Annotated in this window: 23 protein-coding genes; 10 read left to right on the forward strand and 13 right to left on the reverse strand. The window is 71.4% G+C overall.

Annotation, left to right across the window (positions count from 1 at the left end; translation table 11 throughout):
- The first annotated feature begins 15 nt into the window (after window positions 1-15).
- Both ACIBAG_RS16130 and ACIBAG_RS16135 read left to right on the forward strand, forming a co-directional pair.
- Window positions 16-642 carry a TetR/AcrR family transcriptional regulator gene (locus ACIBAG_RS16130; protein WP_399105360.1) on the forward strand — a complete coding sequence of 209 codons (627 nt, stop codon included), beginning with the start codon at window positions 16-18 and terminating at the stop codon, window positions 640-642.
- A gap of 32 nt (window positions 643-674) precedes the next feature.
- Complete coding sequence (locus ACIBAG_RS16135; protein ID WP_399105362.1) at window positions 675-2,348, forward strand: FAD-binding dehydrogenase; 1,674 nt, start codon at window positions 675-677, stop codon at window positions 2,346-2,348.
- Between the two features lie 49 nt (window positions 2,349-2,397).
- Here the strand turns inward: ACIBAG_RS16135 and ACIBAG_RS16140 are convergent, their stop codons facing one another.
- Complete coding sequence (locus ACIBAG_RS16140; RefSeq protein WP_399105364.1) at window positions 2,398-2,748, reverse strand: DUF488 domain-containing protein; 351 nt, start codon at window positions 2,746-2,748, stop codon at window positions 2,398-2,400.
- A 79-nt stretch (window positions 2,749-2,827) separates the two neighbouring features.
- Here ACIBAG_RS16140 and ACIBAG_RS16145 point away from each other — a divergent pair, with 79 nt between their 5' ends.
- The 3 genes from ACIBAG_RS16145 to ACIBAG_RS16155 are packed head-to-tail and all read left to right on the forward strand — an operon-like array spanning window position 2,828 to window position 6,111.
- The gene (locus ACIBAG_RS16145; RefSeq protein ID WP_399105366.1) at window positions 2,828-3,568 is read left to right on the forward strand and encodes a L,D-transpeptidase family protein; all 741 of its coding nucleotides are present in this window, start codon (window positions 2,828-2,830) and stop codon (window positions 3,566-3,568) included.
- 27 nt (window positions 3,569-3,595) lie between these two features.
- Entirely contained in the window at window positions 3,596-4,291 is a 696-nt protein-coding gene (locus ACIBAG_RS16150; protein ID WP_399105368.1) for a response regulator, read from the forward strand.
- Complete coding sequence (locus tag ACIBAG_RS16155; protein WP_399105370.1) at window positions 4,288-6,111, forward strand: sensor histidine kinase; 1,824 nt, start codon at window positions 4,288-4,290, stop codon at window positions 6,109-6,111. The genes ACIBAG_RS16150 and ACIBAG_RS16155 overlap by 4 nt, the downstream gene beginning before the upstream one ends.
- A gap of 37 nt (window positions 6,112-6,148) precedes the next feature.
- Here ACIBAG_RS16155 and ACIBAG_RS16160 read toward each other — a convergent pair whose 3' ends face one another.
- Together ACIBAG_RS16160 and ACIBAG_RS16165 are read right to left on the reverse strand one after the other, a co-directional pair.
- A complete protein-coding gene (locus tag ACIBAG_RS16160) occupies window positions 6,149-6,382 on the reverse strand; it encodes a WhiB family transcriptional regulator (RefSeq protein WP_399105372.1) in 234 nt (77 codons plus the stop codon).
- Window positions 6,383-6,488: 106 nt separating this feature from the next.
- Window positions 6,489-7,706 carry a saccharopine dehydrogenase family protein gene (locus ACIBAG_RS16165; protein WP_399105374.1) on the reverse strand — a complete coding sequence of 406 codons (1,218 nt, stop codon included), beginning with the start codon at window positions 7,704-7,706 and terminating at the stop codon, window positions 6,489-6,491.
- A gap of 109 nt (window positions 7,707-7,815) precedes the next feature.
- Between ACIBAG_RS16165 and ACIBAG_RS16170 the strand changes: the two genes are divergently transcribed.
- Window positions 7,816-8,529 carry a TetR/AcrR family transcriptional regulator gene (locus tag ACIBAG_RS16170; RefSeq protein WP_399105376.1) on the forward strand — a complete coding sequence of 238 codons (714 nt, stop codon included), beginning with the start codon at window positions 7,816-7,818 and terminating at the stop codon, window positions 8,527-8,529.
- Between the two features lie 218 nt (window positions 8,530-8,747).
- On the opposite strand, the gene ACIBAG_RS16175 is transcribed toward ACIBAG_RS16170, so the two are convergent.
- Entirely contained in the window at window positions 8,748-9,656 is a 909-nt protein-coding gene (locus ACIBAG_RS16175; protein ID WP_399105378.1) for a LysR family transcriptional regulator ArgP, read from the reverse strand.
- A gap of 66 nt (window positions 9,657-9,722) precedes the next feature.
- Between ACIBAG_RS16175 and ACIBAG_RS16180 the strand changes: the two genes are divergently transcribed.
- Window positions 9,723-10,337, forward strand: coding sequence for a LysE/ArgO family amino acid transporter (locus ACIBAG_RS16180; RefSeq protein WP_399105380.1), 615 nt, complete (start codon window positions 9,723-9,725; stop codon window positions 10,335-10,337).
- A gap of 81 nt (window positions 10,338-10,418) precedes the next feature.
- Here ACIBAG_RS16180 and ACIBAG_RS16185 read toward each other — a convergent pair whose 3' ends face one another.
- From ACIBAG_RS16185 to ACIBAG_RS16200, 4 genes are all read right to left on the reverse strand, one after another.
- Complete coding sequence (locus ACIBAG_RS16185; protein ID WP_399105382.1) at window positions 10,419-10,874, reverse strand: cyclic nucleotide-binding domain-containing protein; 456 nt, start codon at window positions 10,872-10,874, stop codon at window positions 10,419-10,421.
- A 303-nt stretch (window positions 10,875-11,177) separates the two neighbouring features.
- Window positions 11,178-11,399, reverse strand: coding sequence for a hypothetical protein (locus ACIBAG_RS16190; RefSeq protein WP_399105384.1), 222 nt, complete (start codon window positions 11,397-11,399; stop codon window positions 11,178-11,180).
- Window positions 11,400-11,435: 36 nt separating this feature from the next.
- On the reverse strand, window positions 11,436-13,679 hold the full coding sequence (locus ACIBAG_RS16195) for an FUSC family protein (protein ID WP_399105386.1): 2,244 nt from the start codon (window positions 13,677-13,679) through the stop codon (window positions 11,436-11,438).
- 161 nt (window positions 13,680-13,840) lie between these two features.
- Window positions 13,841-15,226, reverse strand: a complete 1,386-nt coding sequence (locus ACIBAG_RS16200; RefSeq protein ID WP_399105388.1) for an NAD(P)/FAD-dependent oxidoreductase — start codon at window positions 15,224-15,226, stop codon at window positions 13,841-13,843.
- A 331-nt stretch (window positions 15,227-15,557) separates the two neighbouring features.
- Here ACIBAG_RS16200 and ACIBAG_RS16205 point away from each other — a divergent pair, with 331 nt between their 5' ends.
- Window positions 15,558-16,160, forward strand: a complete 603-nt coding sequence (locus tag ACIBAG_RS16205; RefSeq protein WP_399105390.1) for a hypothetical protein — start codon at window positions 15,558-15,560, stop codon at window positions 16,158-16,160.
- A 10-nt stretch (window positions 16,161-16,170) separates the two neighbouring features.
- Entirely contained in the window at window positions 16,171-16,722 is a 552-nt protein-coding gene (locus tag ACIBAG_RS16210; protein WP_399105392.1) for a hypothetical protein, read from the forward strand.
- 6 nt (window positions 16,723-16,728) lie between these two features.
- On the opposite strand, the gene ACIBAG_RS16215 is transcribed toward ACIBAG_RS16210, so the two are convergent.
- A complete protein-coding gene (locus tag ACIBAG_RS16215) occupies window positions 16,729-18,633 on the reverse strand; it encodes an AMP-dependent synthetase/ligase (protein ID WP_399105394.1) in 1,905 nt (634 codons plus the stop codon).
- Between the two features lie 151 nt (window positions 18,634-18,784).
- Between ACIBAG_RS16215 and ACIBAG_RS16220 the strand changes: the two genes are divergently transcribed.
- Window positions 18,785-19,066 carry a DUF6480 family protein gene (locus ACIBAG_RS16220; RefSeq protein WP_399105396.1) on the forward strand — a complete coding sequence of 94 codons (282 nt, stop codon included), beginning with the start codon at window positions 18,785-18,787 and terminating at the stop codon, window positions 19,064-19,066.
- Between the two features lie 16 nt (window positions 19,067-19,082).
- Here ACIBAG_RS16220 and glgB read toward each other — a convergent pair whose 3' ends face one another.
- The 4 genes from glgB to ACIBAG_RS16240 form a co-directional block, all read right to left on the reverse strand.
- Window positions 19,083-21,296, reverse strand: coding sequence for a 1,4-alpha-glucan branching enzyme (gene glgB / locus ACIBAG_RS16225; RefSeq protein ID WP_399105398.1), 2,214 nt, complete (start codon window positions 21,294-21,296; stop codon window positions 19,083-19,085).
- A gap of 4 nt (window positions 21,297-21,300) precedes the next feature.
- Window positions 21,301-22,662, reverse strand: a complete 1,362-nt coding sequence (locus ACIBAG_RS16230) for a maltokinase (RefSeq protein WP_399105400.1) — start codon at window positions 22,660-22,662, stop codon at window positions 21,301-21,303.
- A gap of 41 nt (window positions 22,663-22,703) precedes the next feature.
- The gene (gene treS / locus ACIBAG_RS16235) at window positions 22,704-24,422 is read right to left on the reverse strand and encodes a maltose alpha-D-glucosyltransferase (protein ID WP_399105402.1); all 1,719 of its coding nucleotides are present in this window, start codon (window positions 24,420-24,422) and stop codon (window positions 22,704-22,706) included.
- The coding region (locus tag ACIBAG_RS16240) for a DUF3459 domain-containing protein (protein WP_399105404.1) at window positions 24,419-24,892 on the reverse strand (474 nt) is incomplete at its 5' end. The genes treS and ACIBAG_RS16240, both read right to left, overlap by 4 nt.

Consider the following 24,892-nt stretch of genomic DNA (forward strand, 5'->3'; position numbering starts at 1 on the left):
AACGGAGGTCGGGACATGGTGGTGGAGGAGACGACCAGGCGCGTCACCAAGCGTCGGGTCCGCACGCGGGCCAACCTCCTGGACGCCGCGTTCGCGGTATTCGCCGCCAAGGGGTTCGGCCGCGTCTCCATCGAGGAGGTCTGCGAGGCCGCCGGCTACAGCAGGGGCGCCTTCTACTCCAACTTCGCCAGCCTGGACGAGCTGTTCTTCGCGCTCTACCAGCAGCGCGCGGACCTGATCGCGGACCAGGTGTCGGGCGCGCTCGCCCTGGACGGGCCGGACCTGGATGTGCCCGCCGCCGTGGACCGGGTGACCGAGGTGCTGCTCCTGGACCGCGACTGGCTGCTGGTGAAGACGGACTTCCTGGTGCATGCCGCGCGCGATCCGGCCGTCGCCCACACCCTGCTGGAACACCGCGCGCGGTTGCGCGGCGCGATCGCCGACCGGCTCGCCCGGGCGCGGGGACACACCGCACTGCCCGCCGTGCTCGGCGACATCGACGGCGCTGCTCACGCCGTGGTCGCCGCCTACGACGGAGTCACCACCCAATTGCTGCTGGACAAGGACGTCGAGCACGCCCGCGCCTGGCTGAAGCAACTGCTCACCGCGCTGCTCACCGACGGCAGCACCCCCACCGAATAGCGCCACCACCCAATGAGGAAGGGACGGTCGCCATGGATGCCGACGTCATCGTCGTCGGAGCGGGACTCGCGGGCCTGGTCGCCGCGAGCGAACTGACCAGCCGGGGCCGCAGGGTCGCGCTGGTGGACCAGGAGAACGCCGCCAACCTCGGCGGGCAGGCGTTCTGGTCCTTCGGCGGGCTGTTCCTCGTCGACTCCCCGGAGCAGCGGCGCCTGGGCATCAAGGACTCCCTCGACCTGGCCTGGAACGACTGGCAGGGCAGCGCCCAGTTCGACCGGGTGGACGACGAGGACTCCTGGGCGGTGCGCTGGGCGCGGGCCTACGTCGAGTTCGCGGCCGGCGAGAAGCGGGCCTGGCTGGACACGCACGGCATCAAGTTCCTGCCGACCGTGGGCTGGGCCGAGCGCGGCGACCTGCGCGCCCACGGCCACGGCAACTCCGTGCCGCGGTTCCACATCGCCTGGGGCACGGGCACGGGCGTCGTGGAGCCGTTCGTGCGGTACGCCAAGCAGGCCGCGCGCGACGGGCTGCTCACCTTCTACCACCGGCACCAGGTCGACGAGCTCGTCCTCGAGGACGGCTCCGCGCGCGGGGTGCGCGGCACCGTCCTGGCCGAGGACAGCTCGCCCCGGGGTGTCGCCTCCAGCCGCGAGCGCGTCGGCGAGTTCGAGCTGACCGCCCAGGCGGTCGTCGTGACGACCGGCGGCATCGGCGCCGACCACGACATCGTCCGCCGCTACTGGCCCGAGCGGCTCGGCACCCCGCCCGCCGAGATGGTCACCGGCGTCCCCGCCTACGTCGACGGACGCATGCTCGACATCAGCGCGGAGGCGGGCGTTCGGCTGGTCAACCGCGACCGCATGTGGCACTACACCGAGGGCCTGCAGAACTGGGACCCGATCTGGCCCGGCCACGGCATCCGCATCCTGCCCGGCCCGTCGTCGATGTGGTTCGACGCCCTCGGCCGCCGCCTGCCCGATCCGTGCCTGCCGGGCTACGACACCCTCAGCACCCTGAAGTACCTGCGGACGAACGAGGACATCGCCGGTTACGACCACTCCTGGTTCATCCTCAGCCAGAAGATCATCGAGAAGGAGTTCGCGCTCTCGGGCTCCGAGCAGAACCCCGACATCACCGCCAAGGACCGCGCGGGCTTCCTGAGGGAGCGGGTGCTCGGCAAGGGCGCCCCGGGCCCGGTGGCGGCCTTCCTGCGCAACGGCGCCGACTTCGTCACCGCCCCGGCCCTGGAGCAGCTGGTCGAGAAGATGAACCAGTTGACGGACAAGCCGCTCCTCGACGCCGCGGACATCCGGCGCCAGATCGAGGCCCGCGACCTCCAGATCACCAACCCGTACAGCAAGGACGCCCAGGTCCAGGGCATCCGCAACGCCCGCCGCTACATCGGCGACCGCCTCGGCCGCGTCGCCACCCCGCACCGCCTCCTCGACCCGGCGGCCGGCCCCCTCATCGGCGTCAAACTGCACGTCCTGACCCGCAAGACCCTCGGCGGCATCCAGACCGACCTCGACTCCCGCGCGCTGGGAGCCGACGGGTCGCCCATCGACGGTCTGTACGCGGCTGGCGAGGTCGCCGGATTCGGCGGCGGCGGCGTCCACGGCTACAACGCACTGGAGGGCACCTTCCTCGGCGGCTGCCTCTTCTCGGGCCGGACGGCAGGACGGGCCGCGGCGCGGCAGACGGCCTGACGGGCGTGCACGGCCCGTCTCCCCACCGCCCCGATCAGCGGCGAAGGCGTCACGCCTGAAGGAGACGGGCCAACACGGCTGCGTGACTCCCCTCGGGAGACTTGGACGCGGTGAGCAGGGTCACATCGCCCTTGCTCGCCAACTCCCGCACATGATCGACCAGTTCGGCCGCCTCGGGAGCGGCCAGCTCCGCCTCGTAACGGCGCGCGAACTCGTCGTACGACCCCTCGCCCGCGTGATACCAGCGGCGCAGCTCCGTCGACGGCGTGAGCGCCTTGGGCCACTCGTCCACACGGGCCGCGTCCTTCGCCAGACCGCGCGGCCACAGCCGGTCGACCAGGACGCGGACGCCGTCCTCGGGCTCGGGTGCTTCGTAGACGCGACGGATGCGAACGGTCATGGCCGGGCCTTTCTCACGAGACGGGCGGCACGTCGGGGAACCTGACGAGTTCCTCACAAGTGTCCGCGAAGGTCGACGCATGATCACGCACAAGCCCCGTGTCGCCCTGCTCGCCGCCTCCCTGCTGCTCACCGGCTGCGGCGGCGGCGCGGTGGCGACACCGGACCAGGAGCCCGCGGTCACGAGGCCCACGACCAGCACACCCATACCCGAGGTAGCCCTCGAGGTGGCCCCGCGGCAACTGCCCGGTCTGGGCCCGAAGACCTGGGCGAAGGTGCCCTCCGAGGCGCGCCAGGCCGTCGTCGTCACCGGACGCGGCAGGAACTCCTCGCAGTCGACGGTCGTTCTGTACGAGCGCAGCGACATCGGCTGGGAAGCAGGTGACAGCTGGCCCGCCCACAACGCCCTGCGCGGCTGGACCGACCACCACCGCGCCGGCGATCTGCGCTCACCCATCGGGGTCTTCACGCTCACCGACGCCGGAGGCCTGCTCCGCGACCCCGGGACCAGGTTGCCGTACGACCACGGTTCCGGATTCACCGCCACCGGCACCGGCTTCGAGGGCGAACCCCTCGCGGGCTCCTTCGACTACGTGATCGCCATCAATTACAACCGCAAGCCCGGCACCACACCCCTCGACTGGACACGCCCGCTCGGCACCGGCCGGGGCGGCGGCATCTGGCTGCACGTCGACCACGACGGGCCGACCCAGGGGTGCGTGAGCATCGCCCGGGAGCACATGAAGGAGCTGCTGGTGGCGCTGGACCCCGACCGGCATCCCGTCGTCGTCATGGGCGACGCGAAGTCGCTGGCCCGCTGACCTCCCCGACCGCTTAGGATCCGCCGCGTGTGCGCACATGTGCTGGTCGCCGAGGACGACGAGATGCAGGCCGAACTCATACGCCGCTCCCTGCTGTCGGAGGGCCACACCGCCACCGTGGTCCACGACGGCTCGGCCGCGCTCGACGCGGTGCGGCGGCAACGGCCCGACCTCGTCGTGCTGGACCTCATGCTCCCGGTGATCGACGGCTTCGGGGTGTGCCGGGTGCTGCGCCGGGACGACGACATCCCCGTGCTGATGCTGACCGCCCGGTCGGCGGAGGACGACGTCCTGCTCGGCCTCGAACTCGGCGCCGACGACTACATGACCAAGCCGTACAGCCCGCGCGAGCTGATGGCCCGCATCCGCACGGTGCTGCGGCGCAGCGGGCGCGCCGCCGGACGACGGGAGGATCCCGTCGTCCGCGCCGCGGGGATCGCCGTCGACCCCGTACGGCACGAGGTGCGGTGCGACGGGGCGGCGGTGGAGTGCACGCCGGCCGAGTTCGAGATCCTGCTGGCCATGACCGCCGAGCCCGAACGGGTCTTCTCCCGGCGGCAGTTGCTGGAGTGCACCCGGGGCATCGACCGGGCGTCCACCGAGCGGGCCGTCGACGTCCACATCATGAACCTGCGCAGGAAGATCGAGGCCGACCCGCGCAGGCCCGTGCGGCTGCTGACCGTGTTCGGTGTCGGCTACAAGCTCAGCGGCGGCCGCGGATGACCCGGCGCATACCGCTGCGCAAACGGCTCCTGGTCCGGCTGCTGATCGCCACGGTGCTGATCGCCGTGTGCTCGGTGGCGGCGACGGCCTGGCTGGCGGTGGAGACCACCACCCGAGCGCTGCGGGAGGAACAGGGGCAGGTCCTCGCGGAGGACATGGACGTCCTCGCCCGGCTCAGCGGCTACGCCGCCACCCACTCCGCCTGGGAGGGAGTCGAGGACACCGTCCGGGCGTTGTCCGAGCGGACCGGGCGCCGTATCGCCCTGACGACCCCCGACCGCACGATCATCGCCGACTCCGCACCGTCCGGCACCTCCCTGCCACCGCGCGCGGCCGCCACCGTCGACCCGCTGCGCACCGACACCTACACCGAACGCGGGGCGCAGCGCAGCGGCACCGACCCGCGGGTCGTGGGTCCCTACCTGCTGCCACCGGACGAGCGCGAGAAGCTGGACCGGCTCGCCCGGGTCCGGCAGCAGTGCTACGCCCGCAGCGGCTACCGGGCCACCGTCGTGCAGACGCCCAGCGGCCGCCCCGTCCTCGACTTCGTGGAGGACGACGTGACGACCGCCTATGTGCCCGACGAGTGCGCCGACGGGAAGCTCAACACCCCGACGCCCACCGAGGAGAAGGCCCTGGCGGAGCTGACGGACCGCTCGCGCGGCTGTCTGCAGGCGCAGGGCCTGAAACTCGGTTCGGGGCTGTTCGTCGCGGTCGACACCACGGAGCAGGGCCTGAGCGCCCGCTACCTCATGGGCAAGCTCGCCAACCCCCGGGACACCGACGCGCTACGCGAGGCGGAGCGCTGCGCCGCCGATGCCCGCCGCGCCCAGCTGGACCCGTACGTCGCCCCGGTCGCCGAACTGTTCCTCGGCGTCGGGGACACGAGCGCCGTCCGGTTCGACATGTCCCCGGCCAACAAGGCCAAGATCGTCGGCGCCGCCGGACTCGTGCTGGCCGTCACCGTGGCCCTGACCGCCGTGGTCGCCACCCGGCTCGTGCGGCCGCTGCGCGCGCTCACCGAGGCGGCCCAGCAGCCGCCCGAACTGCATGTGCGGGTTCCGGTCACCACCCGGGACGAAGCAGGCATCCTCGCCGCGGCCTTCAACGAACTCACCGACCGGCGCGAGCGGTTGGAGGCCCAGCGCAAGGCCATGGTCAGCGACATCGCGCATGAACTGCGCAGCCCGCTCACCAACATCCGCGGCTGGCTGGAAGTCACCCGCGACGGCGTCGTCGAGCCCGACCCCGCCCTGCTCGCCTCCCTGCACGAGGAGGCCCTCGTCCTCCAGCGCGTCATCGACGACCTCCAGGACCTCGCGGCCGCCGACGCCGGCACCCTGCGCCTGCACCGCGAGCCCGTCCGCGCCGACGAACTCCTCGACCAGGTCGCCGCCGCCCACCGCGTCGCCGCCGACACGGCCGGCGTCACCCTGCGCACCACGGCGGACGGCACGCCCTGGCTGGACGCCGACCCCGTCCGCATGCGCCAGGCACTCGGCAACCTCGTCTCCAACGCCCTGCGCCACACACCGGCCGACGGCACCGTCACGCTCACCGCCCGGCACGACGGCGACGACGTCGTCCTCGACGTCACCGACACGGGGACCGGTATCGACCCCGCGGACCTGCCGTACGTCTTCGACCGGTTCTGGCGTGCGGAGAAGTCCCGCAGCCGGCGGACCGGGGGCAGCGGGCTGGGCCTGCCGATCGTCCGGCACCTGGTCGCGGCGCACGAGGGCACCGTCGAAGCGGCGAGCGAGCCCGGTGCCGGTTCCGTGTTCACGCTGCGGTTGCCGGCCGCGGAGCCGCCCGACTGAGCGAGCGGCCGGGACGCGTGTCCCGCCGGTCCGCCGCTCACCCGGTCCGCTGCCGCAACGCCCTTCTCTCGGCCTCGCTCGTGCCACCCCAGATCCCGATGAACTGGTCCATGTCCAGCGCCCAGCTCAGACACTGCTCACGGACCGTGCAGCGCCGGCAGACGGCCTTCGCCTGCTCGGTCTGCAACAGGGTCGGTCCGGATGTGCCGATCGGGTAGAAGAGGTCGGGGTCCTCATGGCGGCAGGCGGCGTGGTCTCGCCAGTCGTCCATCAAAGTCACCTGCGATCGTCGTACGTGCCCTCGGTGGATGCCTTACTCGCTTTCGGGTCGCCTGTCGATGCATGGGTGAAACCCCATCGGACACCGGTGAATCAAGTCATTGCTCGCGCATGCCCCACGGGGAGCCGTACGCGGTCAGCAGGTCCAGGAAGGGCCGGGCCGGGAAGGCCTCCGGGCCCAGCACTCCGGTGCCCGACCACGCTCCGGTGGCGAGGAGTTCGAGCGCGACGACCGGGTTGACCGCCGTCTGCCACACCACGGCCTGACAGCCGTACTCCGTCATGGACCACTGGTTGTCCACCACGTGGTACAGGTACACCTCGCGCGGCTTGCCGTCCTTCACGCCCCGAACCCAGGTACCCGCGCAGGTCTTGCCGCGCATCCGCTCGCCCAGCGTCGCCGGGTCCGGCAGGCACGCGGCGACCACGTCCCGGGGCGAGACCCGCACCGGCCCGCCGTCGCTCGGCACGGTCACCGGCTCGGTGCCGTCCAGACCCAGCAGGTGCAGCGTCTTGAGGGTGCTGACGAACTCCTCGCCCAGGCCGTACTTGAAGGTCACCCGGCGCGCGTCGACCCAGCGAGGCATCAGGAGCACCTCCTCGTGCTCCACGTTCACGCACTCGACCGGCCCGATGCCCTCGGGGAAGTCGAACACCTCGGGCTCGCTGAACGGCTCGGTGGTGAACCAGCCGCGCCCCGCCTCGTACACCACCGGCGGGTTGAGACACTCCTCGATCGTCGTCCAGATGCTGAAGGACGGGGCGAAGTCATGGCCGTCGACGGTGAGGTTGGCGCCGTCGCGGACGCCGATCTCCTCGATCTCGTCGAAGAGTTCGTCGGCCGCGTGCCGGGCGAACACGTCCGACAGCCCCGGCTCCACGCCCATGCCGACCAGGGCCAGCGCACCCGCCTTCGCCCAGTCCGCCGCCTGCTCGAACTGGGCGTCGCCCAGCTTGACCCCGCACTCCTCGTACGGCCGCTGCGGATGCGGCCGCGACAGCGACATCGCCATGTCGACATACGTCGCCCCGGCCGTGCGCGCCGCCCGGAACAGCGGCATCACGAAGCGCGGGTCGGTGGCGTTGAGGAGCACGTCGCACGCGTGCCGCTCCAGCAGCGCGGCCACCGCCGCCTCGTCGCCCGCGTCCACGCGCTCGGCCCGGAACCGCGCGTCGCCGGCGAGCGCCGCCACGGCCGCGTCGGCCCGCGCGAGGTCGTAGTCGGCGACCACCATCGCCTCGAAGAACGGACGCCGGGCCGCGATCCGGGTGACGGCGGTGCCCACACCACCGGCGCCCACGAGCAGTACACGCATGACAAGACTCCCTCGGCTGAAGGTCTACGACGTGGTGGGGCCCCGCCGCAGATACAACGCCGCCCGCCGACGTAAGGTCAATGGCGTTGGCATAAGGATGGAGGGCGCCATGCCGAAAGCGGTCGTTCCTGAGGAAAAGCGGCGTCGGCGCCGTCCCACGAAGAGCGGCACCGTGCTGTCGGAGCGGCTGATAGTCGAAACGGCGCTGCGCATGCTGCGCGAGCACGGCAGCGCCGGCCTCACCGCCCGCCGCCTCGGCCTGGCCCTCGACGCCGACCCGAGCACGCTGTACCGGTACTTCCGCGGCATGGACGACCTCACCCTCGCCATCGGCGACGCCCTCATCGGCGAGGCCCTGCGGGGCTGGGAGCCGACGGGGGAGTGGCGGGCCGACCTGCGTGCCGTCGGGCTGCGCATCCACGAGGCGTACGTCGCCCATCCGCAGGCCGCTGTGCTGACCACGAGCCGGGTCACCGGACGGGCCCACGAACTCGCCGCGGACGAGGCGGTGTTGGACATTCTGCGCCGGGCCGGCTTCGCGCTGCCGGACACCGTGCGCATCTACCACGCCTTCATCGACCAGACCCTGGCCTTCGCGGCGCTCGACGCGGCGTCCCTGGCTCTGCCGAGCGAGTCGCTGCGCGCCGACGAGGACATGTGGCGGTCGACCTACGCGCGGGTGCCGCGCACCACCCATCCGCGGATCGCCGAGGCGGCTCCGCTGCTGGCGACCCGGATGGTGAACAGCGCCTATCCGACGGCTCTGGAGATGCTGCTGGACAGCGCGGCGGCGCAGCTGGCGGCGGAGCGCCCCGCGAGCTAGGCCCTGTCGTTTGGATCAGGCCGGCCATGAGGTACGGCACCCTTGAGCCGACCCGAGCGGGGTCTGGTGCGTGCAGCTGCAAGGCGGAGGAGGGAGTCGACGCGATGGGGGTGCCCCCGCGCGAGGTTGTTCGAGAGTGGGGGAGTCGGCGATCGACGACAACGCGGCAGATGTGCGTGCCAGACCCCGCGACGCGGGGATGATCCAAACGACAGGGCCTAGGCGCGCAGCGCCTGCCGAGCAGTGGCCACCACGGCGTCCGTGACCGCGACCAACGCCGGCGAGTGCAGCTTCCACTGCTGCCAGTACAGCGGCACGTCGACGGGCCGCTCCGGGACGAGCTGCACCAGGCGGCCGTCCCTCAGGAGCGGTTCCGCCTGGGACTCGGGGATCAGGCCCCACCCCAGTCCGGCCGTCACCCCCGAGAGGAAACCCTCCGACGTGGGCACGTGGTGCCGTACCGCACTCGCTCCCGTACGAGAGCGCCGCAGCCCGCGCACGAAAGCGTCCTGGAGATCGTCACTGCGGTCGAAGGTCATCACCGGTGCCCGCGCGATCGCGTCCCGCAGCGAGCCGCCGAGATGCCGCTCGGCGAACTCCGGGCTCGCCGCGGCCAGATAGCGCAACCGGCCCAGCGGGCGCACCGAACAGCCCGCCACGGGATCGGGCGATGAGGTCACCGCCGCCATCACCAGGCCCTCCCGCAGCAGCGACGCCGTACGGCTCTCGTCCTCCCGGCGCAGCTCGAAGCAGAGCCGCGGCTCCTGCGGCACTCGCGTCAGCGCCGCGAGGAACCACGTCGCCAGCGAGTCCGCGTTGACGGCGATCGACACCCGGGTCGCCTCCCCGGCCCCGCTCAGCCCCAGCTCGGCCCGCGCGTCGCGCTCCAGCCGCGCCAGCTGGCGGGCGAACCGGACGACGACCTCGCCCGACTCGGTCGCCCGCACCGGCTTCGTCCGCACCAGCAGCACCCGCCCCGTGCGCTGCTCCAGGGCCTTCACCCGCTGGCTCACCGCCGACGGCGTCACATGCAGCGCGGCGGCGGCCGCGTCGAACGTGCCCTCGTCCAGCACCGCGAGCAGGGTGCGCACCTGGTCAAGGGGAAGCTCGGTCAGCTCTGTCTTCACGAGAGCTAAGGATACGTAAGAATCTTTAGCTGTACTTGCACTGATCGACTCCGTAGCGTCGATGTCATGACCAACGCCTTGACCGCTGCCGCCGCCGGATTCGGCACCGGCCTCTCGCTCATCGTCGCCATCGGCGCCCAGAACGCCTTCGTCCTGCGTCAGGGGATCCGCCGCGACGCCGTTATCGCCGTCGTCGGCATCTGCGCCCTGTCCGACGCGCTCCTCATCACCCTGGGCGTGGCCGGCGTCGGCGCGGTGGTCGTGGCGTGGCCCGGCGTGCTGACGGCGGTGGCGTGGATCGGTGGGGCGTTCCTGCTCGGCTACGGCGCTCTCGCCGCCCGCCGGGTCTTCCGGCCGGCCGGTGCCCTGCTCACCGACGGCGAGGCGGCGGGGTCACGGCGGCGAGCGGTGCTGACCTGCCTCGCCCTGACCTGGCTCAACCCGCACGTGTACCTCGACACCGTCTTCCTGCTCGGCACGGTCGCCGCCGACCGGGGCCCCATGCGCTGGACGTTCGGTCTCGGCGCCGCACTGGCGAGCCTGTGCTGGTTCGCCGCGCTCGGCTTCGGGGCGCGGCTGCTGAGCCGCCACCTCGCGAAGCCCACGGCCTGGCGGGTGCTGGACGGACTGGTGGCGGCGACCATGATCGCGCTCGGCGTCAGCCTCATCGCGGGAGCCTGACCGGGCGCGACGCATTCGGGCGCAGGGCCGGCCCCGCGGCGGCCGCGGGTCCGACGCGGCGCTGGGCACCGCGCCGGATCGTCACAGCACGCTGCGCCGGTTGTGCCCGTACTGCTCCATCAGCTTGCCCCGCGTCATCTCCAGCCGGTGCGCGAGGATTTCGGCGACGTGCCGCACCAGCGACATGCCGAGGCCCGGATCCTCCTCGCACAGCCGCAGCACCGCCGCCGCGTCGAACTCGTAGGCCCGCACGGGGCTGAAGGCCTCCGCGCCGAAGTCCCACTGGTACGGGGGGAACAGCCAGGACCAGCCCAGCAGGTCGCCCGAGCCGAGGCTGGCGACCGTGACCCGCTGCAGGGACGTCACCCGCTGGTCGAGGGAGACGGCGCCCGAGCGGATGACCCAGAAGCGGTCGGCCGTGCCGCCCGCCTCGAAGATCCGGGCGTCCTCCGGGAAGGAGACCTCCCGCGCGAGTGACATCAGACGCTCGCGCTGAGGCGGCGGAAGGGCGGTCAGCAGTTTGATCGCTTTGGTCATGACACGGGGCTCCTCGCCGACGACTGAGGTTCCGGTGCTTGCCTGCGTCCATTTCAGCCGCTGCCGGGCCCGTGAGCACCTCGGCGGAGGACGGTTTCGCGCCGGAATCTCGCGGGACGAGGCGCTGAGGGCATGAAAAAGCCCTGGCTGGACGGGGGAAGCCAGCCAGGGCCGTAAGCGGTGGTGCACAGGGGACGTATGCGTTCTACCCCGCGACCACGTATGTATGAACGGTAAACCATCTGGGGGGATTCTGCGTAACCGAGAGCGCGGCACGTGACCCGTTTCACTCCGATCCGGGTTTCAGGCCGGTTCGGGATGCTTCCCCGGGGTCAGCACCTCGTCGAGCACCTCGATCACGGTCTCGTAGGCCAGTGTCCGTACGGCGGCGTCGCGGGCCGCCTCCGGATCGGTCGACCTCAGCGTCTCGCTTCGCGTCCGCCACGTCCGCTCCTCCTGCCGGGCACAGGCCCGGGCACGCTGCATCCTGCGCAGCAGTTCGTCTGAGTCCACGACATCGGTCATGTCTTCCGCGTACCCCGTATCGCCTCCGATGACCGGTCATCCGTCCGGTGGCTTCACGGAAACGCCCAGAGGACGGGCCAGACCGGCCACGCTCTCGTCGAGTCGCTGCAGATGCCTCAGGACGCGGTCGGTGACCCGGCCGTATCGCGGTGCCCCCGGGACGTCCGGCCCCAGGAGGGAGGCGATGCTCGGGCCGGTCTCGATTCCGTCCGCGGTGCGTTCGCCGGTGACATGCGCCGAGATTACTTCGATGTTGTGCGTGATGCGCCCCGCCGCCCGGCGCAGCCGGGGGTCCGCCGCGATGGAGGGGTGGGTCGGCAGCAGCTCGGCCGTCGCGGCGAGGGAGCGCGCGTGGTACGCGCACGTCTCCAGCAGCGCCACGACATAGCGGGCGGTCTCCCGCCGCGCCCGCAGCGGCGTCACCGGATGCGTGAGCGGCTTCGTGGCGGCTCGGAGATCGGCCAGCGCCTGATCCAGGTCACGTGCCTGGTCGAGCAGCTCGACGGGCGGTCCACCGCTCAGCTGGTCGACGGCGCTGCGCGTGACGTCGGCGAGCCGTTCCAGCACGGCGGCGAGGAGTTCGTTCGTACGGCGGTCGGTCTGCACCGGCAGCACGAAGGCGGCCGCGATCACCCCGCAGGCCGCGCCGAGCGCGGTCTCCTCGATGCGCAGGACGAGCACCGAGAGGCTGTAGGTGTGCAGCAGGGTGTAGAGGAGGCCCAGTGCCGCGGTGACGAAGAAGGACACCAGCGTGTAGGACAGGGGTGCCGAGTAGAACATCGCGAAGACGAACAGCAGCACCAGCGCGAACGCCGTCCAGGTGTGGTGCCCCACGGCGCCCGCCAGCACGATGCCGGCCAGCACGCCGAGGACGGTGCCCAGCAGGCGGCGGTATCCCTTGACCAGGATCTCGCCCGTGGACGCGGTGTTGAGGAACACGATCCAGCAGGTCAGCACCGCCCAGTACCAGCGGTCCCGGGACAGCAGCTCGCCGCCGACGATGGCCAGCGTCGACCCCACGGCGACCTGTACGGCGGCGCGTGTGGTGGGCCGCCGCAGACCTGTGGCCTCCTGCGACGGCTCCTCCTCGTCGGCGTCGAGCACGGCGTCCTCCGCGTCCAGCTCCTCGCGGGAACGGGCCGTGGCCGGGGTGTCGTCCGCCTCGTCCTGGGCCCCGCCGAGGGCGGTCCGCAGCCCGAGGACCGCGCGGGCGGCCTCGCCGACCCGCCGGAAGACGTCCTGCACGGCGGGGGACGCGGCAGGCAGGTTCTCCTCGTCGCGATAGCCGAGCAGCCGGTTGCGCAGGTGCGCCACCGAGGTTCCGGCGGCCTGGTCGACGGGGCGCAGCACCAGCAGGCGCAGCGCCTGGAGGTCACGGCGCAGCGTGTCGGTCGCCACGTCCCGTACGGGCTGGCGCCCGCCCGAGGGGACGGGCGCGTCCGGCAGGTGCAGGGCCAGTGTGTCCACCCGCTCGGCGCCGCGTGCGCGCAGCAGCGACAGCCCCAGCCGCTCGGCGGCGATCTCGGCGTCCGCGACGCGCCGTTGGACGAGCCGGGCCGTCGCCTCGTCGGTGGCCCCGTCGCTCAGCCGCCCCTGGATCAGCAGCGCCGTCTCGTGCAGGCGCGCCGTGCCCCCGCGCACCCGCTCCAGGGCCCGGTCCGCGTCCTGCGGGCCGGCGTCGAGCAGGTCGGCCTGCGCCGACAGCAACTGGGCCAGCCGGGCGCGGAATGCCTCCCGCAGCCGCCGGAGCACCCGGGTCGGCGTCTCGGGGACGAGCAGGAAACGCACCAGCGCGCTGCACCCGAAGGCCACCGCGACCGCCCCGGACAGTTCGGGCAGGTCCTCGACCGTGGCGCCGACGAACAGGGAGGCGAAGTAGATCTGGAAGCCGATCAGGCCGAGCGCGGTGCCCCGGTCGCCGAACCGTCGGCCGTAGACCGCACAGAAGATGAGCGTGACGAAGACCAGGTCGCCGGCCAGTACGTCGCCGTGCAGAGCCGCCGCCGACGACATGGACGCCAGCGCCACCGGGAGGCCCAGCGCCAGCGTGACGGCCTGCTGCCCGCGCTGTTTCTCCCGGATGGCGAACGTGGCGACCATCGCCGCCAGGGCCCCCGCCACCAGATGGGTCACATCGGTGCCCAGCAGGGCGAGCACGGCCAGCGCGAGGGCGATCGCGCCCGACGTCCGCAGCCCCGCGGTCAGCCGCAGCAGTCCCGGGTCCGAGGCCGCGACCCGGTCACGCAGTCGCGCCCGGACCGGCCGTCCCGCTGCCCTCACGTCGCCGTACTCTCTCCCGCTCTCTCCCACTCTCTCCCGCTCACGCCGCGAGCCGCGCCCGGGCCGGGCCGCTCGCCCACCTCGCCGGCCTACCGTAATCGGCCCATTGAGCGGCCTGCCGGAACCGGCCTACCGGAACCGGCCTGCTCGAGCGGCCCTCCTCAACCGGCCGCCCCTTCCGCGGAGCCCTTCCCGCCGACCTGCGCCCGCATCTGCTCCGGCGTCAGATAGGCGTGGACGAACTCGAAGTCCTTCAGCTTGGCCGGACTGCGGGACTGGAACCCGGTGCGCACGAAATCGTCCCCGGCGACCGCGTTGAGCAGCCAGTTCGTCATGACGCGGGTCTTGGCCACGTTGGTGCGCAGCGCCGACCAGTGGTAGCCGCGGGCGACGGCCAGGGCGGGCAGGCCCTTCAGCTCGACGCCGAGGGGCTTGGAGACGGCGTCGCGGCCGCCGAGGTCGACGACCAGGCCGAGGTCCTTGTGCTTGTACGGCCGCATCGGCTGCCCGCGCAGGGCGGCGATGACGTTGTCGGCCACGACCTTGCCCTGGCGCATGGCGTGCTGGGCGGTGGGCGGGCAGACGGCGCCCTCCTCGTCCTTGGCCACATCGGGCACCGCGGCGGCGTCGCCGAGCGCGAACACGCCGTCGTGCCCGGGCAGGTTCATCTCGGCCGTCACGGCCAGCCGTCCCCGGACCGTCTCCGCGCCCAGCGTGCCGATCAGCGGGCTGGCGACGACTCCGGCGGTCCAGATCAGCGTGCGGGTGGGGATCACCCGGCCGTCGGTGAAGGTGACCTCCTCGGGGCCGGCCTTCGCGATGGACACGCCCAGGGAGATCTCGATGCCCCGCCTGCGCAGGATCTCCTGCGCGTCGTTGCCGAGCTTCTCGCCCAGTTCGGGCATCAGCCTCGGCGCGATGTCGATCAGATGCCACCTGATGAGGCTCGGATCGAGCCGCGGATAGCGCTTGACCGCGTTGTGCGTCAGCATCTGCAGACACGCGGCGGTCTCGGTGCCCGCGTATCCGCCGCCGACCACCACGAACTGCAGCCGTGCCGCGCGCTCGTCGGGATCCTGGCTGGCGTCGGCGAGGTCGAGCTGGGAGATGACGTGGTCGCGGAGGTAGGCGGCCTCCGCGAGCGTCTTCATGCCGTACGCGTTGTCCGTGAGCCCGGGGATGTCGAAGGTGCGGGTGATGCTGCCGGGGGCCAGCACGATGTAGTCGTACGGCTCGTTGACGAGTTTCTCGGTGATGGTGCGGACGACGCAGACCTTGGCCGCGAGGTCCACGCCGATGGCGCCGCCCGGGATGATCCGGGTCCGGTACCTGCGGCTGCGGCGCAGGGACAGGGCGATCGACTGTGGGGTGAGGACGCCGGAGGCGACCTGGGGCAGAAGCGGCAGATAGAGCTGGTAGGAGGACGGCGTCACCAAGGTGATCTCGGCCTCGTCGGGGGAGAGTTTGCGTTCCAGCCGGCGTACGCAGCCGACTCCGGCGAAGCCTGCGCCAACCACCAGGATCCTGGGTCGTGTCACGGTGATCATCCCTTCTGCGGCTCCGGGCGGTGTGCCTGGACGATGTTCGCCTGCCCCTGGATCGCTGCTTCGCACGCCTCGATCCCACCGCGCCACCGGTCGTTCCGCCAGCCGGGAGCAGCAGGCAGATGAACCCGTCGACAGCCACCTTGCCCCAAGCCGTGCGGCAGCACACCGGTTCGGAGGTGAAAGACGTGTACGCGCGATCTCTTGACGGTCGGTTGGTCTGGACCTAGCGTCCGACGCGCTCGTCCAAAACAGGGATCGCAGTTCATGTATGTGACCATTGGTCGGTGTGCGCGACCTGCGGCCCACCCCCCCACAACGGACAGGAGGCAGGATGCTCGCACGCCTGCGCACCCTCACCGTCACCTCGGCGCTGTGCGCCGTCTCCTTGCACGCGGTCCCGCACGCCTTCGCCGAAGGCGAGCCCGGCGGCTGGCAGTCGGTGTCACCCGGCTACTCCGTACAGGAGAGAGGCTGTGGCCAGGTCGACGGCCTGACGTTCCGGCTCACCTGCTCCACCGCGAGCGGCGACCAGCGGGCTGAACGGCGCTACGCCACCTACACCGGTGGAACGCGCCAGTTCGAGGGCTACTTCCGCATCACCAGCCTCAGCGGCACCCGGATCAGCCTCAAGCAGACGTTCCACGAGTCGGGCTCCGGCCCGTACTTCATGCTCGCCGTCGAACGCGGCGGCAGGCTGTACGCGGTGCACGGGGGCACCACGCTCTCCCACGCCGGGACCGTAGGCGCGACCGTCCGGGTCAACACCGTCCACCAGGTCGGCGTCGAGCACCGCACCTACATCAACGGCTCCCTCAAGCACACCTACGCCAGCCCCGGCGGCAGCTTCTACGACAAGTTCGGCGCCTACCGCACCAACAGCGGCGGCGGGCCGGCCACGGTGGAGTGGAGCGGCATCCGCTTCTGGCGCAGGTAGCGGCCGCCGTATGCGTGCAAAAGCGCGCCTCGCAGCGTCGGCAGCGCTGGTCCTGGCGCTGTCGGCCTGCTCGGCCGGTCCGGAGCAGCCCCTGCGCGGTGTTCTCGCGACACCCACCGACATCCACCTCGACTGGACGGACGGCCGACCGCCGGTCGCCGGTCACATGCTGGAGTTCGCGACCGAGGAAGCGGGCCCCTACACCGTTGTGGACTACCTGCCGACGCGGGTGTCGAGTTACCGCCACCCCGACCTCATGCCGAACACGACCTTCTTCTACCGGCTGCGGGCCTACCGGGGCCCCGCGTCCCGGCCCGCCCGCTCCGAACAGCCGGACGGCATCCGCTTCACCTGGACCGACACCTCCACGGACGAGGACGGATTCCTTCTGGAGGCGCGCAGGGACAACGGCACCGGGTACGAACCCGTCGCCGTCCTCGCCCCGGACGTCACCGGCACGACACTGGCCACCCTGCCCGGCGAGAGACGGGCCTCCTACCGGATCCGCGCCTTCGTCCTCGCGGAGCCGTCGAACGTCGTACGGCTCACCACGGGCGAGTAGCCGCGCTCAGCGGAAGACGTTGTCCACGTCGTCCCAGTGCGCGAACTCGTCCGACAACTGCTCCCGGGGCGCGCGCGAGCGGGCCTGGTACATCGCGTCGATCTGCAGCGCGTAGTGCCGCACGATCGCGTCCCGGCGCAGCTTCATCGACGGCGTCAGCAGGCCGCTGGCCACGTCGAACGGCTCCGGCAGCACCCGGAACACCCGGATGGACTCCGGGCGCGACACCGCGCTGTTGGCCGCGGCGACGGCTCGGCCGATCTCCTCCCGCAGCTGGTTCTCCTCCCGTGCCTCCCGCATCCGCGCGTCGCTGCGCGCCGCGAGGGAGTCCCGCCAGAACGCCAGGAAGTCCGGGTCCAGGGTGATCAGGGCCCCGACACAGGGCCGGTTGTCACCCACGACCACCGCCTGGTGCACCAGCGGATGCATCCTGAGCCGCTGCTCCAGGAGCGCCGGGGAGACGCTCTTGCCGCTGCTCGTGACGATGACGTCCTTCTTGCGCCCGGTGATCGTGAGATAGCCCTCGGAGTCCAGCCGCCCCAGGTCACCGGTGGCCAGCCAGCCGCCGCGCAGCGCCGCCCGCGTCGAGGCCTCGTCGTGGACGTAGCCCTGGAACACGGACGGTCCCCGCACGAGGATCTCCCCGTCGTCGGCCACCCGGATGTCGATGCCGGGCAGCGCCTGCCCGACGGTCCCGGACATCTCCCGGCCGAGCGGCTGCGCCGTCACACCGCCGCTGGTCTCCGTCAGGCCGTACCCGTCGTTCACGTAGATGCCGATGCCCTCGTAGAAGAGGGAGAGCTCACGGTTCAGGGACGAGCCGCCGGACGTCCCCAGCATCACCCGGCCGCCCAGCGCGGCGCGGAACTTGCGGTACACCGTGCGCTCGTACAGGGCGTGCTGCAGCCGCAGATCGAAGCCGGGTCCGGGGCCCCCGCCCAGCCGGTGCCGTTCCAGGGCGGCGGCGAAGTCCCGTGCCGTGTCGGCTGCCCGCTCGAACAGCGCGCCCCGGCCCGCCTGTTGGGCCGTGCGCAGGGCGTTCTTGTAGATCTTCTCGAAGATCGACGGCACGCCGCAGAAATAGGTCGGCCGGAAGGTGCGCAGGGCGGCCGACAGTGCTTCCTCGCTCAGGTCGGGTTCGTGACCCATCATCATGCCGCCGCGGATGCACAGGGTCTGCACCAGCAGCCCGTACACATGGGAGAGCGGCAGAAAGGCCAGGACGGACGCCTGTCCTCCCGGCGGCACCACCTTGTGGCCCCAGCCCGCGAGCAGCGTGTCGCAGGTGCTCGCCAGGTTCCGGTGGCTCAGCGCGCAGCCCAGAGGCCGGCCCGTCGTGCCGGAGGTGTAGGCGACGACCGCGGTGGAGTCCGGCAGGACGATGCGGCGCAGCGACTCGACCGTGGTGAGCGGAATGAACTGGCCCCGGTCCACCAGCTGTTGCAGTCCTCCGGCGTCCAGCTGCCAGACGTGGCGCAGCTGCGGCAGCGATCCGCACACCGAGCCCACCGTCATGACCGCCTGCTCGTCCTCGACGACCACGGCCACGCACTCCGCGTCCCGCAGGATCCACTCGACCTGGTCGCGCGACGACGTCGGATAGATCGGGACCACCTCGGCGCCCACCGCCCACAGAGCGTGGCTGAGCACGGTCCACTCGTACCGGGTGCGCGCCATGATGGCCACCCGATGGCCCGGCGAGATCCCGGACGCGATCAGACCCTTGGCCAGATCGGTCACCTCGTCGCGCACCTCGACGGCCGTCACCTCCTCCCACGTGGTGGAGGACGGGTCGGGGCGGCGCGCGAGCAACGGCAGCGTGGGATTGCGGGCCGCCGTCTCGAAGACGCTGTCGGCGAGCCCGCCGGTCAGGGGCGTGACGGCCGGGGGAGCGAGGCCGAGGTCGCGCATGCGCTGCTCCTGATGCGTACCGGGTGTGACGTCACCGATGAGTACTGTTATCGGCGGTGCCCGAATCTAGCCCAGCTGAGAGCGCCTGGTGCCGGGAACTGACAATTGACCTCGTTTGGTGATCTCGGCCCCATCGGGGAACCCGGGTGGCATGACGTATCCGAACAGCCGACCGAACCCTGATCCGAACGCCGACCCGAACCGCCGCCCGAACCCCGACCCGGAGCCCGAGCGCAGCACCGGCCTCGAACCCGGCGGCGGCGTTCCCCCGGGCGAGACCCCGCCGGCGGAGAGCAGCATGCCCGGTGCCGGCCCACGCGAGACGCACAACCCGCCGACGGGCTGGGCCAAGGCGCCCCTGACCCTGATCCTCCTCCTCGTGGCCGTGATCGCCGCGTTCTTCCTGGTCTACGCCCTCGTCCTGATCCTGTGAGCCCGGCCCGGTCCCATCAGGGGGAGGGCACCAGCCACACCGTCGCCAGCGGGGGCAGCGTCAGCCGGATGTGCCCGTCCTCCGGCTTGGCGGGGTCCGGGTTGGTGACGTCGCTGCCGCCGTAGCGCCCGGCGTCCGTGTTGAGGGCCTCCTGCCAGGCGGTGACATGGTCCGGCACCCACAGACGGTAGTCGTGCCGGACGACGGGCGAGAAGTTGGAGACGCAGAGCACGGCGCCGCCCTCGGCGTCGTAGCGCAGGAACGCGAAGACGTTGTCGTCGGCCGCGTCCCCGAGCGACCACTGGAACCCGCCGGGATCGGTGTCCCGCGCCCAGAGGGCCGGGGTCGCCCGGTAGAACGCGTTGAGATCACGGACCAGGTCCCGCACGCCCCGGTGGTCGCCCGCCGACGCGTACCCGGGATCGAGCAGCCACCACTCCGGACCGTGCTCCTGCGACCACTCGGCGCCCTGTGCGAACTCCTGGCCCATGAAGAGCAGTTGCTTGCCGGGATGGGCCCACATGAAGCCCAGGTACGCCCGGTGGTTGGCGCGCCGCTGCCACCAGTCGCCCGGCATCTTCGACACCAGCGCCTGCTTGCCGTGCACGACCTCGTCGTGGGAGATGGGAAGGACGTAGTTCTCGCTGTAGGCGTACACCATCGAGAACGTCATCTCGTTGTGGTGGTACTTGCGGTGCACCGGCTCTTTGGCCATGTACTCCAGCGAGTCGTGCATCCAGCCCATGTTCCACTTCAGCCCGAAACCCAGCCCGCCGCAGTCGGTCGGCCGGGTCACCCCGCCCCAGGCGGTCGACTCCTCCGCGATGGTGATGACCCCCGGGTTGCGCCGGTACACGGTCGCGTTCATCTCCTGCAGGAACGCCATCGCGGCCAGGTCCTCCCGCCCGCCGTACACGTTCGGCGCCCACTGCCCGGACTCGCGCGAGTAGTCCAGGTAGAGCATGGAGGCGACGGCGTCCACCCGCAGCCCGTCGATGTGGAACTCCTCGCACCAGTACGTGGCGTTCGCGACCAGGAAGTTGCGCACTTCGGTGCGGCCGTAGTCGAACTCGAACGTCCCCCAGTCCGGGTGCTCCGCACGCCGCGCGTCCCCGGGCTCGTACAGCGGGTCCCCGTCGAACCGCGCCAGTGCCCAGTCGTCCTTGGGGAAATGGGCCGGCACCCAGTCCATGATCACCCCGATGCCGGCCCGGTGCAGGGCGTCGACCAGGTACTTGAAGTCGTCCGGCGTACCCAGGCGGGCCGTCGGCGCGTAGAAGCCGGTGACCTGGTAGCCCCAGGAACCGGCGAAGGGGTGCTGCGCGACCGGCATGAACTCCACATGCGTGAAGCCGAGGTCGTTGACGTACGCGGGGAGTTCCTCGGCGAGTTGGCGGTACGACAGTCCGGGCCGCCAGGACGGCAGGTGGACCTCGTAGACCGAGAAGGGCGCCTCGTGCACCGGGATGTCGCCCCGGTGCGCCATCCACTTCTCGTCGCCCCACTCGTGGTGCGAGGCGTGCACGATCGACGCCGTGTCCGGCGGGACCTCCGCACAGCGTGCCATCGGGTCCGCCTTGAGGAAGCGGTGGCCGTACCGGGAGGTGATCTCGAACTTGTACCGGGTGCCCTCGCCGATGCCCGGCAGGAACAGTTCCCACACCCCGGACGCGCCGAGCGACCGCATCGGGAACGCCGTCCCGTCCCAGCAGGTGAAGTCCCCGGCGACCCGCACCCCTCGGGCGTTGGGCGCCCACACGGTGAAGCGGGTGCCGGCCACCCCGTCGTGGATCATCGGCTCGGCGCCGAGCGCCTTCCACAGTTGCTCGTGCCGGCCCTCACGGATGAGGTGCAGGTCCAACTCGCCGAGGGCGGGCAGAAAGCGGTACGGGTCGTGGACCTCGCGCTCGTCGGACCCGTCCTCCGCGTACGACACCAGCAGCGTGTACGCGGGGACGGCGTCCAGCGGCAGTACGCCGGAGAAGAGGCCGCCGCCCTCCGAGACCAGCCCGGTGCGCTCGCCGTCGACCACCACGCTCACCGCACGCGCGAACGGGCGCAGCGCCCGGAAGGCGATCCCGCCCGGCACCGGATGGGCGCCGAGCAGCGCGTGCGGATCGTGGTGGGCACCCGACAGCAGGCGGTCGCGGTCGGCCGGATCGAGCTTGGGCGCGGCGGCGCACCCGCCCGGTCCGGCCGACTCGGGGCGCGAGGTCTCGTGCAGGGCCATGGGGTCAGGCTCCTCTCACGGCGAGGCGTTCGATCGCCGCCATCGGTACGGGCAACCAGTCGGGTCGGTGCCGGGCCTCGTACAGAACCTCGTACACGGCGCGGTCGGTCTCGTACGCACGGAGCAACCCGTGCTTCTTGCGCGGGTCCCACCCGGCGAGGGCGGCATAGCCCGCGCAGTAGGCCTCCCGGCAGCGGCGCGCCCACTCCGGACGCCACGGCCGACGCTGCCGGGCGGCGTAGTCGAAGGAACGCAGCATGCCGGCGATGTCCCGCACCGGCGAGTGCAAGCCGCGCCGCTCGGCGAGCGGGCGGGACGGCTCACCCTCGAAGTCGATGACGAACCACTCGCGTCCCGCCCGCAGCACCTGACCCAGGTGCAGGTCACCGTGGATGCGCTGGGCGGGCGGCCCGGGATCGCAGCCGGCGAGGGCACCGAAGGCGGTCCGCAGGCCGGGGACGTACGGCCGCAGCGCGGGGACGAAGTGCGCGGCGTTCTCCAGGCGCTCGGTCATCGCCGCCGCCGTACGGCCGTTCTCGCCGCGGGCCCGGGAGGGGAACGCCGCCGCCAGCGCCAGGTGCACCTCCGCCGTCGCCCGCCCCAGCTGACGGGCCTCCGCGGTGAAGTCACCGCCCGAGGCCAGCGCGTTCAGCGCCAGCGTCCAGCCGTCGTTGGCGTCACGCAGGAACGGCTGCAGCACGCCGAGCGTCGCCTCCCAGGGATGCGTCGTGCGGAACCAGGCCACGGGGGCCGGTACCCGACGGCAGCCCTGCTCGGCCAGCGCGCCGGACAGCTCCAGGTCGGGGTTGACGCCGGGCTGGATGCGCCGGAAGAGCTTCAGGATGAACGAGTCGCCGTACACCACAGAAGTGTTGGACTGCTCGGCATCCAGCAGCCGCGGCACCAGCCCGGCCGGCACGGTCACGGACGGATCGGCCTCGAAGCGGATCGGGCCCGCCGCGCCGGGGTGCCGCAGCCGCTCCAGGAGCAGTTGCGCCGACCGGGGGTCCTGCAGCGCGTCGAACACCGTCAGACCGGCCAGCGGTCCCTCCTCGGCACGGCCGATGAGCGCCCGGCCGAGGCGCGGCGACAGGTTCTGCCGTACGCCGAGCAGCAGCTGGTAGCAGTCACCGACGGGGGGCGTGCCGCCCGGCACGGGCACCGCCGAGTGACCGGCGTGCACCAGCAGATGCAGACAGCCCGGGAACAGCTCCGTCATCGACAGCAGCGCGAGGTCGGTGACGGGTCTGTCCTTGCCCGCGAACCAGCGCTGCCGTGGCAGCCACTCGCGCAGCAGCCCGGCGAGCGAGGCCATCGGGCTGGCGTCGACCGTACGGGCCGGTCGGGGAGATGCGGTCTTCTGCATGGTGACCCGTCCTTTCCTCGGCACACGCTCGAAGCTCACGCTCAAAGTCGTCTGCCGATGCGGGATGCGACTCGGGAGAGCCTGAACCAGTAGAAGCCGTGGCCCCCGAGGGTCAGCAGATACGGCAGCTCACCGATGGCCGGGAAGCGGACCCCGCCGAACAGCTCGACCGGGTGGCGTCCGCTGAACTCGCGCAGGTCGAGTTCGGTGGGCTGCGCGAACCGCGCGAAGTTGTTCACGCACAGCACGAGGTCGTCCTCGTACTCGCGCAGGAAGGCGAGCACCGCCGGGTTGGAGGACTGCAGTTCCGTGTAGGAGCCCAGTCCGAAGGCGGGGTTCTGCTTGCGGATCTCGATCATGCGCCGGGTCCAGTGCAGCAGGGAGGACGGGGACGCCATCGACGCCTCGACGTTCGTCACCTGGTAGCCGTACACCGGGTCCATGATCGTGGGGAGGCAGAGCTTGCCCGGGTCGCAGGTGGAGAAGCCGGCGTTGCGGTCCGGGGTCCACTGCATGGGCGTGCGGACGGCGTCGCGGTCGCCGAGCCAGATGTTGTCGCCCATGCCGATCTCGTCGCCGTAGTAGAGGATCGGGCTGCCCGGCAGGGCGAGCAGCAATGCGGTGAACAGCTCGATCGAGTGCCGGTCGTTGTCGAGGAGCGGGGCGAGCCTGCGCCGGATGCCGATGTTGGCGCGCATCCGCGGGTCCTTGGCGTACTCCGCCCACATGTAGTCGCGCTCTTCGTCGGTGACCATTTCGAGGGTCAGCTCGTCGTGGTTGCGCAGGAAGATGCCCCACTGGCAGCGCGAGGGGATGGCCGGGGTCTTCGCGAGGATTTCCGAGACCGGGTAGCGGGACTCCCGCCGTACGGCCATGAAGATCCGCGGCATGACCGGGAAGTGGAACGCCATGTGGCATTCGTCGCCGCCGCTCCGGAAATCGCCGAAGTAGTCGACGACGTCCTCCGGCCACTGGTTCGCCTCCGCCAGCAGCACCGTGTCCGGATACATCGCGTCGATCTCGCGACGGACGCGTTTGAGGAACTCGTGGGTCGCGGGCAGGTTCTCGCAGTTCGTGCCCTCCTGCGCGTACAGATACGGCACGGCGTCCAGCCGGAAGCCGTCGATGCCGAGGTCGAGCCAGAAGCGGAGGGCGGCCAGGATCTCCTCCTGCACGGCCGGGTTCTCGTAGTTGAGGTCGGGCTGGTGGGAGAAGAAGCGGTGGAAGAAGTACTGACCCCGGACCGGGTCGTACGTCCAGTTGGAGGGTTCGGTGTCGACGAAGATGATGCGGGCGTCGGCGTATGCCTTGTCGTCGTCGGCCCACATGTAGTAGTCGCCGTAGGGCCCGTCGGGGTCCTTCCTCGACTCCTGGAACCACGGGTGCTGGTCGCTGGTGTGGTTCATGACGAAGTCGATGATGACCCGCATGCCGCGCTGGTGGGCGGAATCGACGAACTCGACGAAGTCGGCGAGGTCGCCGAATTCCGGCAGGACGGAGGTGTAGTCGGAGACGTCGTAGCCGCCGTCCCTGAGCGGTGATTTGAAGAAGGGCGGCAGCCACAGGCAGTCGACGCCGAGCCATTGCAGGTAGTCGAGTTTTGCGGTCAGGCCTTTGAGGTCGCCGACGCCGTCGCCGTTGGAGTCCTGGAAGGAGCGGACCAGGACCTCGTAGAAGACGGCGCGCTTGAACCAGTCGGGGTCACGATCCTTGGCAGGGGTGTCCTCGAAGGTGTCCAGCACGGGTTCATTGACGGTCATGACGCGGGGGACCCTCCGATCTGCGATGGCGATGCCTGGACGTGGAGCACGTGCGCGGGAGCCCTGCCGGGCTGAAGGCGTACGTAGTTGCTCCGGCCCCAGCGGTAGGTCTCACCCGTCAGCTCGTCGTGCACGGACAGGGAGGCATCCCAGTCCAGGCCGAGTTGCGGCATGTCCAACGAGACCGTGGCCTCCTGGGTGTGGTGGGGATCAAGGTTGGCGACCACCAGAACCGTGTCCGGGCCTGTGCGTTTGCTGAAGGCGATGAGCGCGTCGTTGTCCGTGTGGTGGAAGCGGATGTTCCTGAGGCGGTGGAGGGCGGGGTGAGCCCTGCGGATGGCGTTGAGCTTGGTGACGAGGGGGATGATGGTGCGGCCCTCGCGTTCGGCTGTCTCCCAGTCGCGGGGTCGGAGTTGGTATTTCTCCGAGTCGAGGTATTCCTCGCTGCCCGGGCGCAGGGGGGTGTTCTC

This window comes from Streptomyces sp. NPDC051243, from assembly GCF_044455405.1.
Classification (GTDB): Bacteria; Actinomycetota; Actinomycetes; order Streptomycetales; family Streptomycetaceae; genus Streptomyces.

Coding starts and splice junctions, on each gene's coding strand:
- ACIBAG_RS16130 (WP_399105360.1), top strand. CDS start 16: ATGGTGGTGGAGGAGACGACCAGGCGCGTCACCAAGCGTCGGGTCCGC.
- ACIBAG_RS16135 (WP_399105362.1), top strand. CDS start 675: ATGGATGCCGACGTCATCGTCGTCGGAGCGGGACTCGCGGGCCTGGTC.
- ACIBAG_RS16140 (WP_399105364.1), bottom strand. CDS start 2,748: ATGACCGTTCGCATCCGTCGCGTCTACGAAGCACCCGAGCCCGAGGAC.
- ACIBAG_RS16145 (WP_399105366.1), top strand. CDS start 2,828: ATGATCACGCACAAGCCCCGTGTCGCCCTGCTCGCCGCCTCCCTGCTG.
- ACIBAG_RS16155 (WP_399105370.1), top strand. CDS start 4,288: ATGACCCGGCGCATACCGCTGCGCAAACGGCTCCTGGTCCGGCTGCTG.
- ACIBAG_RS16160 (WP_399105372.1), bottom strand. CDS start 6,382: ATGGACGACTGGCGAGACCACGCCGCCTGCCGCCATGAGGACCCCGAC.
- ACIBAG_RS16165 (WP_399105374.1), bottom strand. CDS start 7,706: ATGCGTGTACTGCTCGTGGGCGCCGGTGGTGTGGGCACCGCCGTCACC.
- ACIBAG_RS16170 (WP_399105376.1), top strand. CDS start 7,816: ATGCCGAAAGCGGTCGTTCCTGAGGAAAAGCGGCGTCGGCGCCGTCCC.
- ACIBAG_RS16180 (WP_399105380.1), top strand. CDS start 9,723: ATGACCAACGCCTTGACCGCTGCCGCCGCCGGATTCGGCACCGGCCTC.
- ACIBAG_RS16185 (WP_399105382.1), bottom strand. CDS start 10,874: ATGACCAAAGCGATCAAACTGCTGACCGCCCTTCCGCCGCCTCAGCGC.
- ACIBAG_RS16190 (WP_399105384.1), bottom strand. CDS start 11,399: ATGACCGATGTCGTGGACTCAGACGAACTGCTGCGCAGGATGCAGCGT.
- ACIBAG_RS16200 (WP_399105388.1), bottom strand. CDS start 15,226: ATGATCACCGTGACACGACCCAGGATCCTGGTGGTTGGCGCAGGCTTC.
- ACIBAG_RS16205 (WP_399105390.1), top strand. CDS start 15,558: ATGCTCGCACGCCTGCGCACCCTCACCGTCACCTCGGCGCTGTGCGCC.
- ACIBAG_RS16210 (WP_399105392.1), top strand. CDS start 16,171: ATGCGTGCAAAAGCGCGCCTCGCAGCGTCGGCAGCGCTGGTCCTGGCG.
- ACIBAG_RS16215 (WP_399105394.1), bottom strand. CDS start 18,633: ATGCGCGACCTCGGCCTCGCTCCCCCGGCCGTCACGCCCCTGACCGGC.
- ACIBAG_RS16220 (WP_399105396.1), top strand. CDS start 18,785: ATGACGTATCCGAACAGCCGACCGAACCCTGATCCGAACGCCGACCCG.
- glgB (WP_399105398.1), bottom strand. CDS start 21,296: ATGGCCCTGCACGAGACCTCGCGCCCCGAGTCGGCCGGACCGGGCGGG.
- ACIBAG_RS16230 (WP_399105400.1), bottom strand. CDS start 22,662: ATGCAGAAGACCGCATCTCCCCGACCGGCCCGTACGGTCGACGCCAGC.
- treS (WP_399105402.1), bottom strand. CDS start 24,422: ATGACCGTCAATGAACCCGTGCTGGACACCTTCGAGGACACCCCTGCC.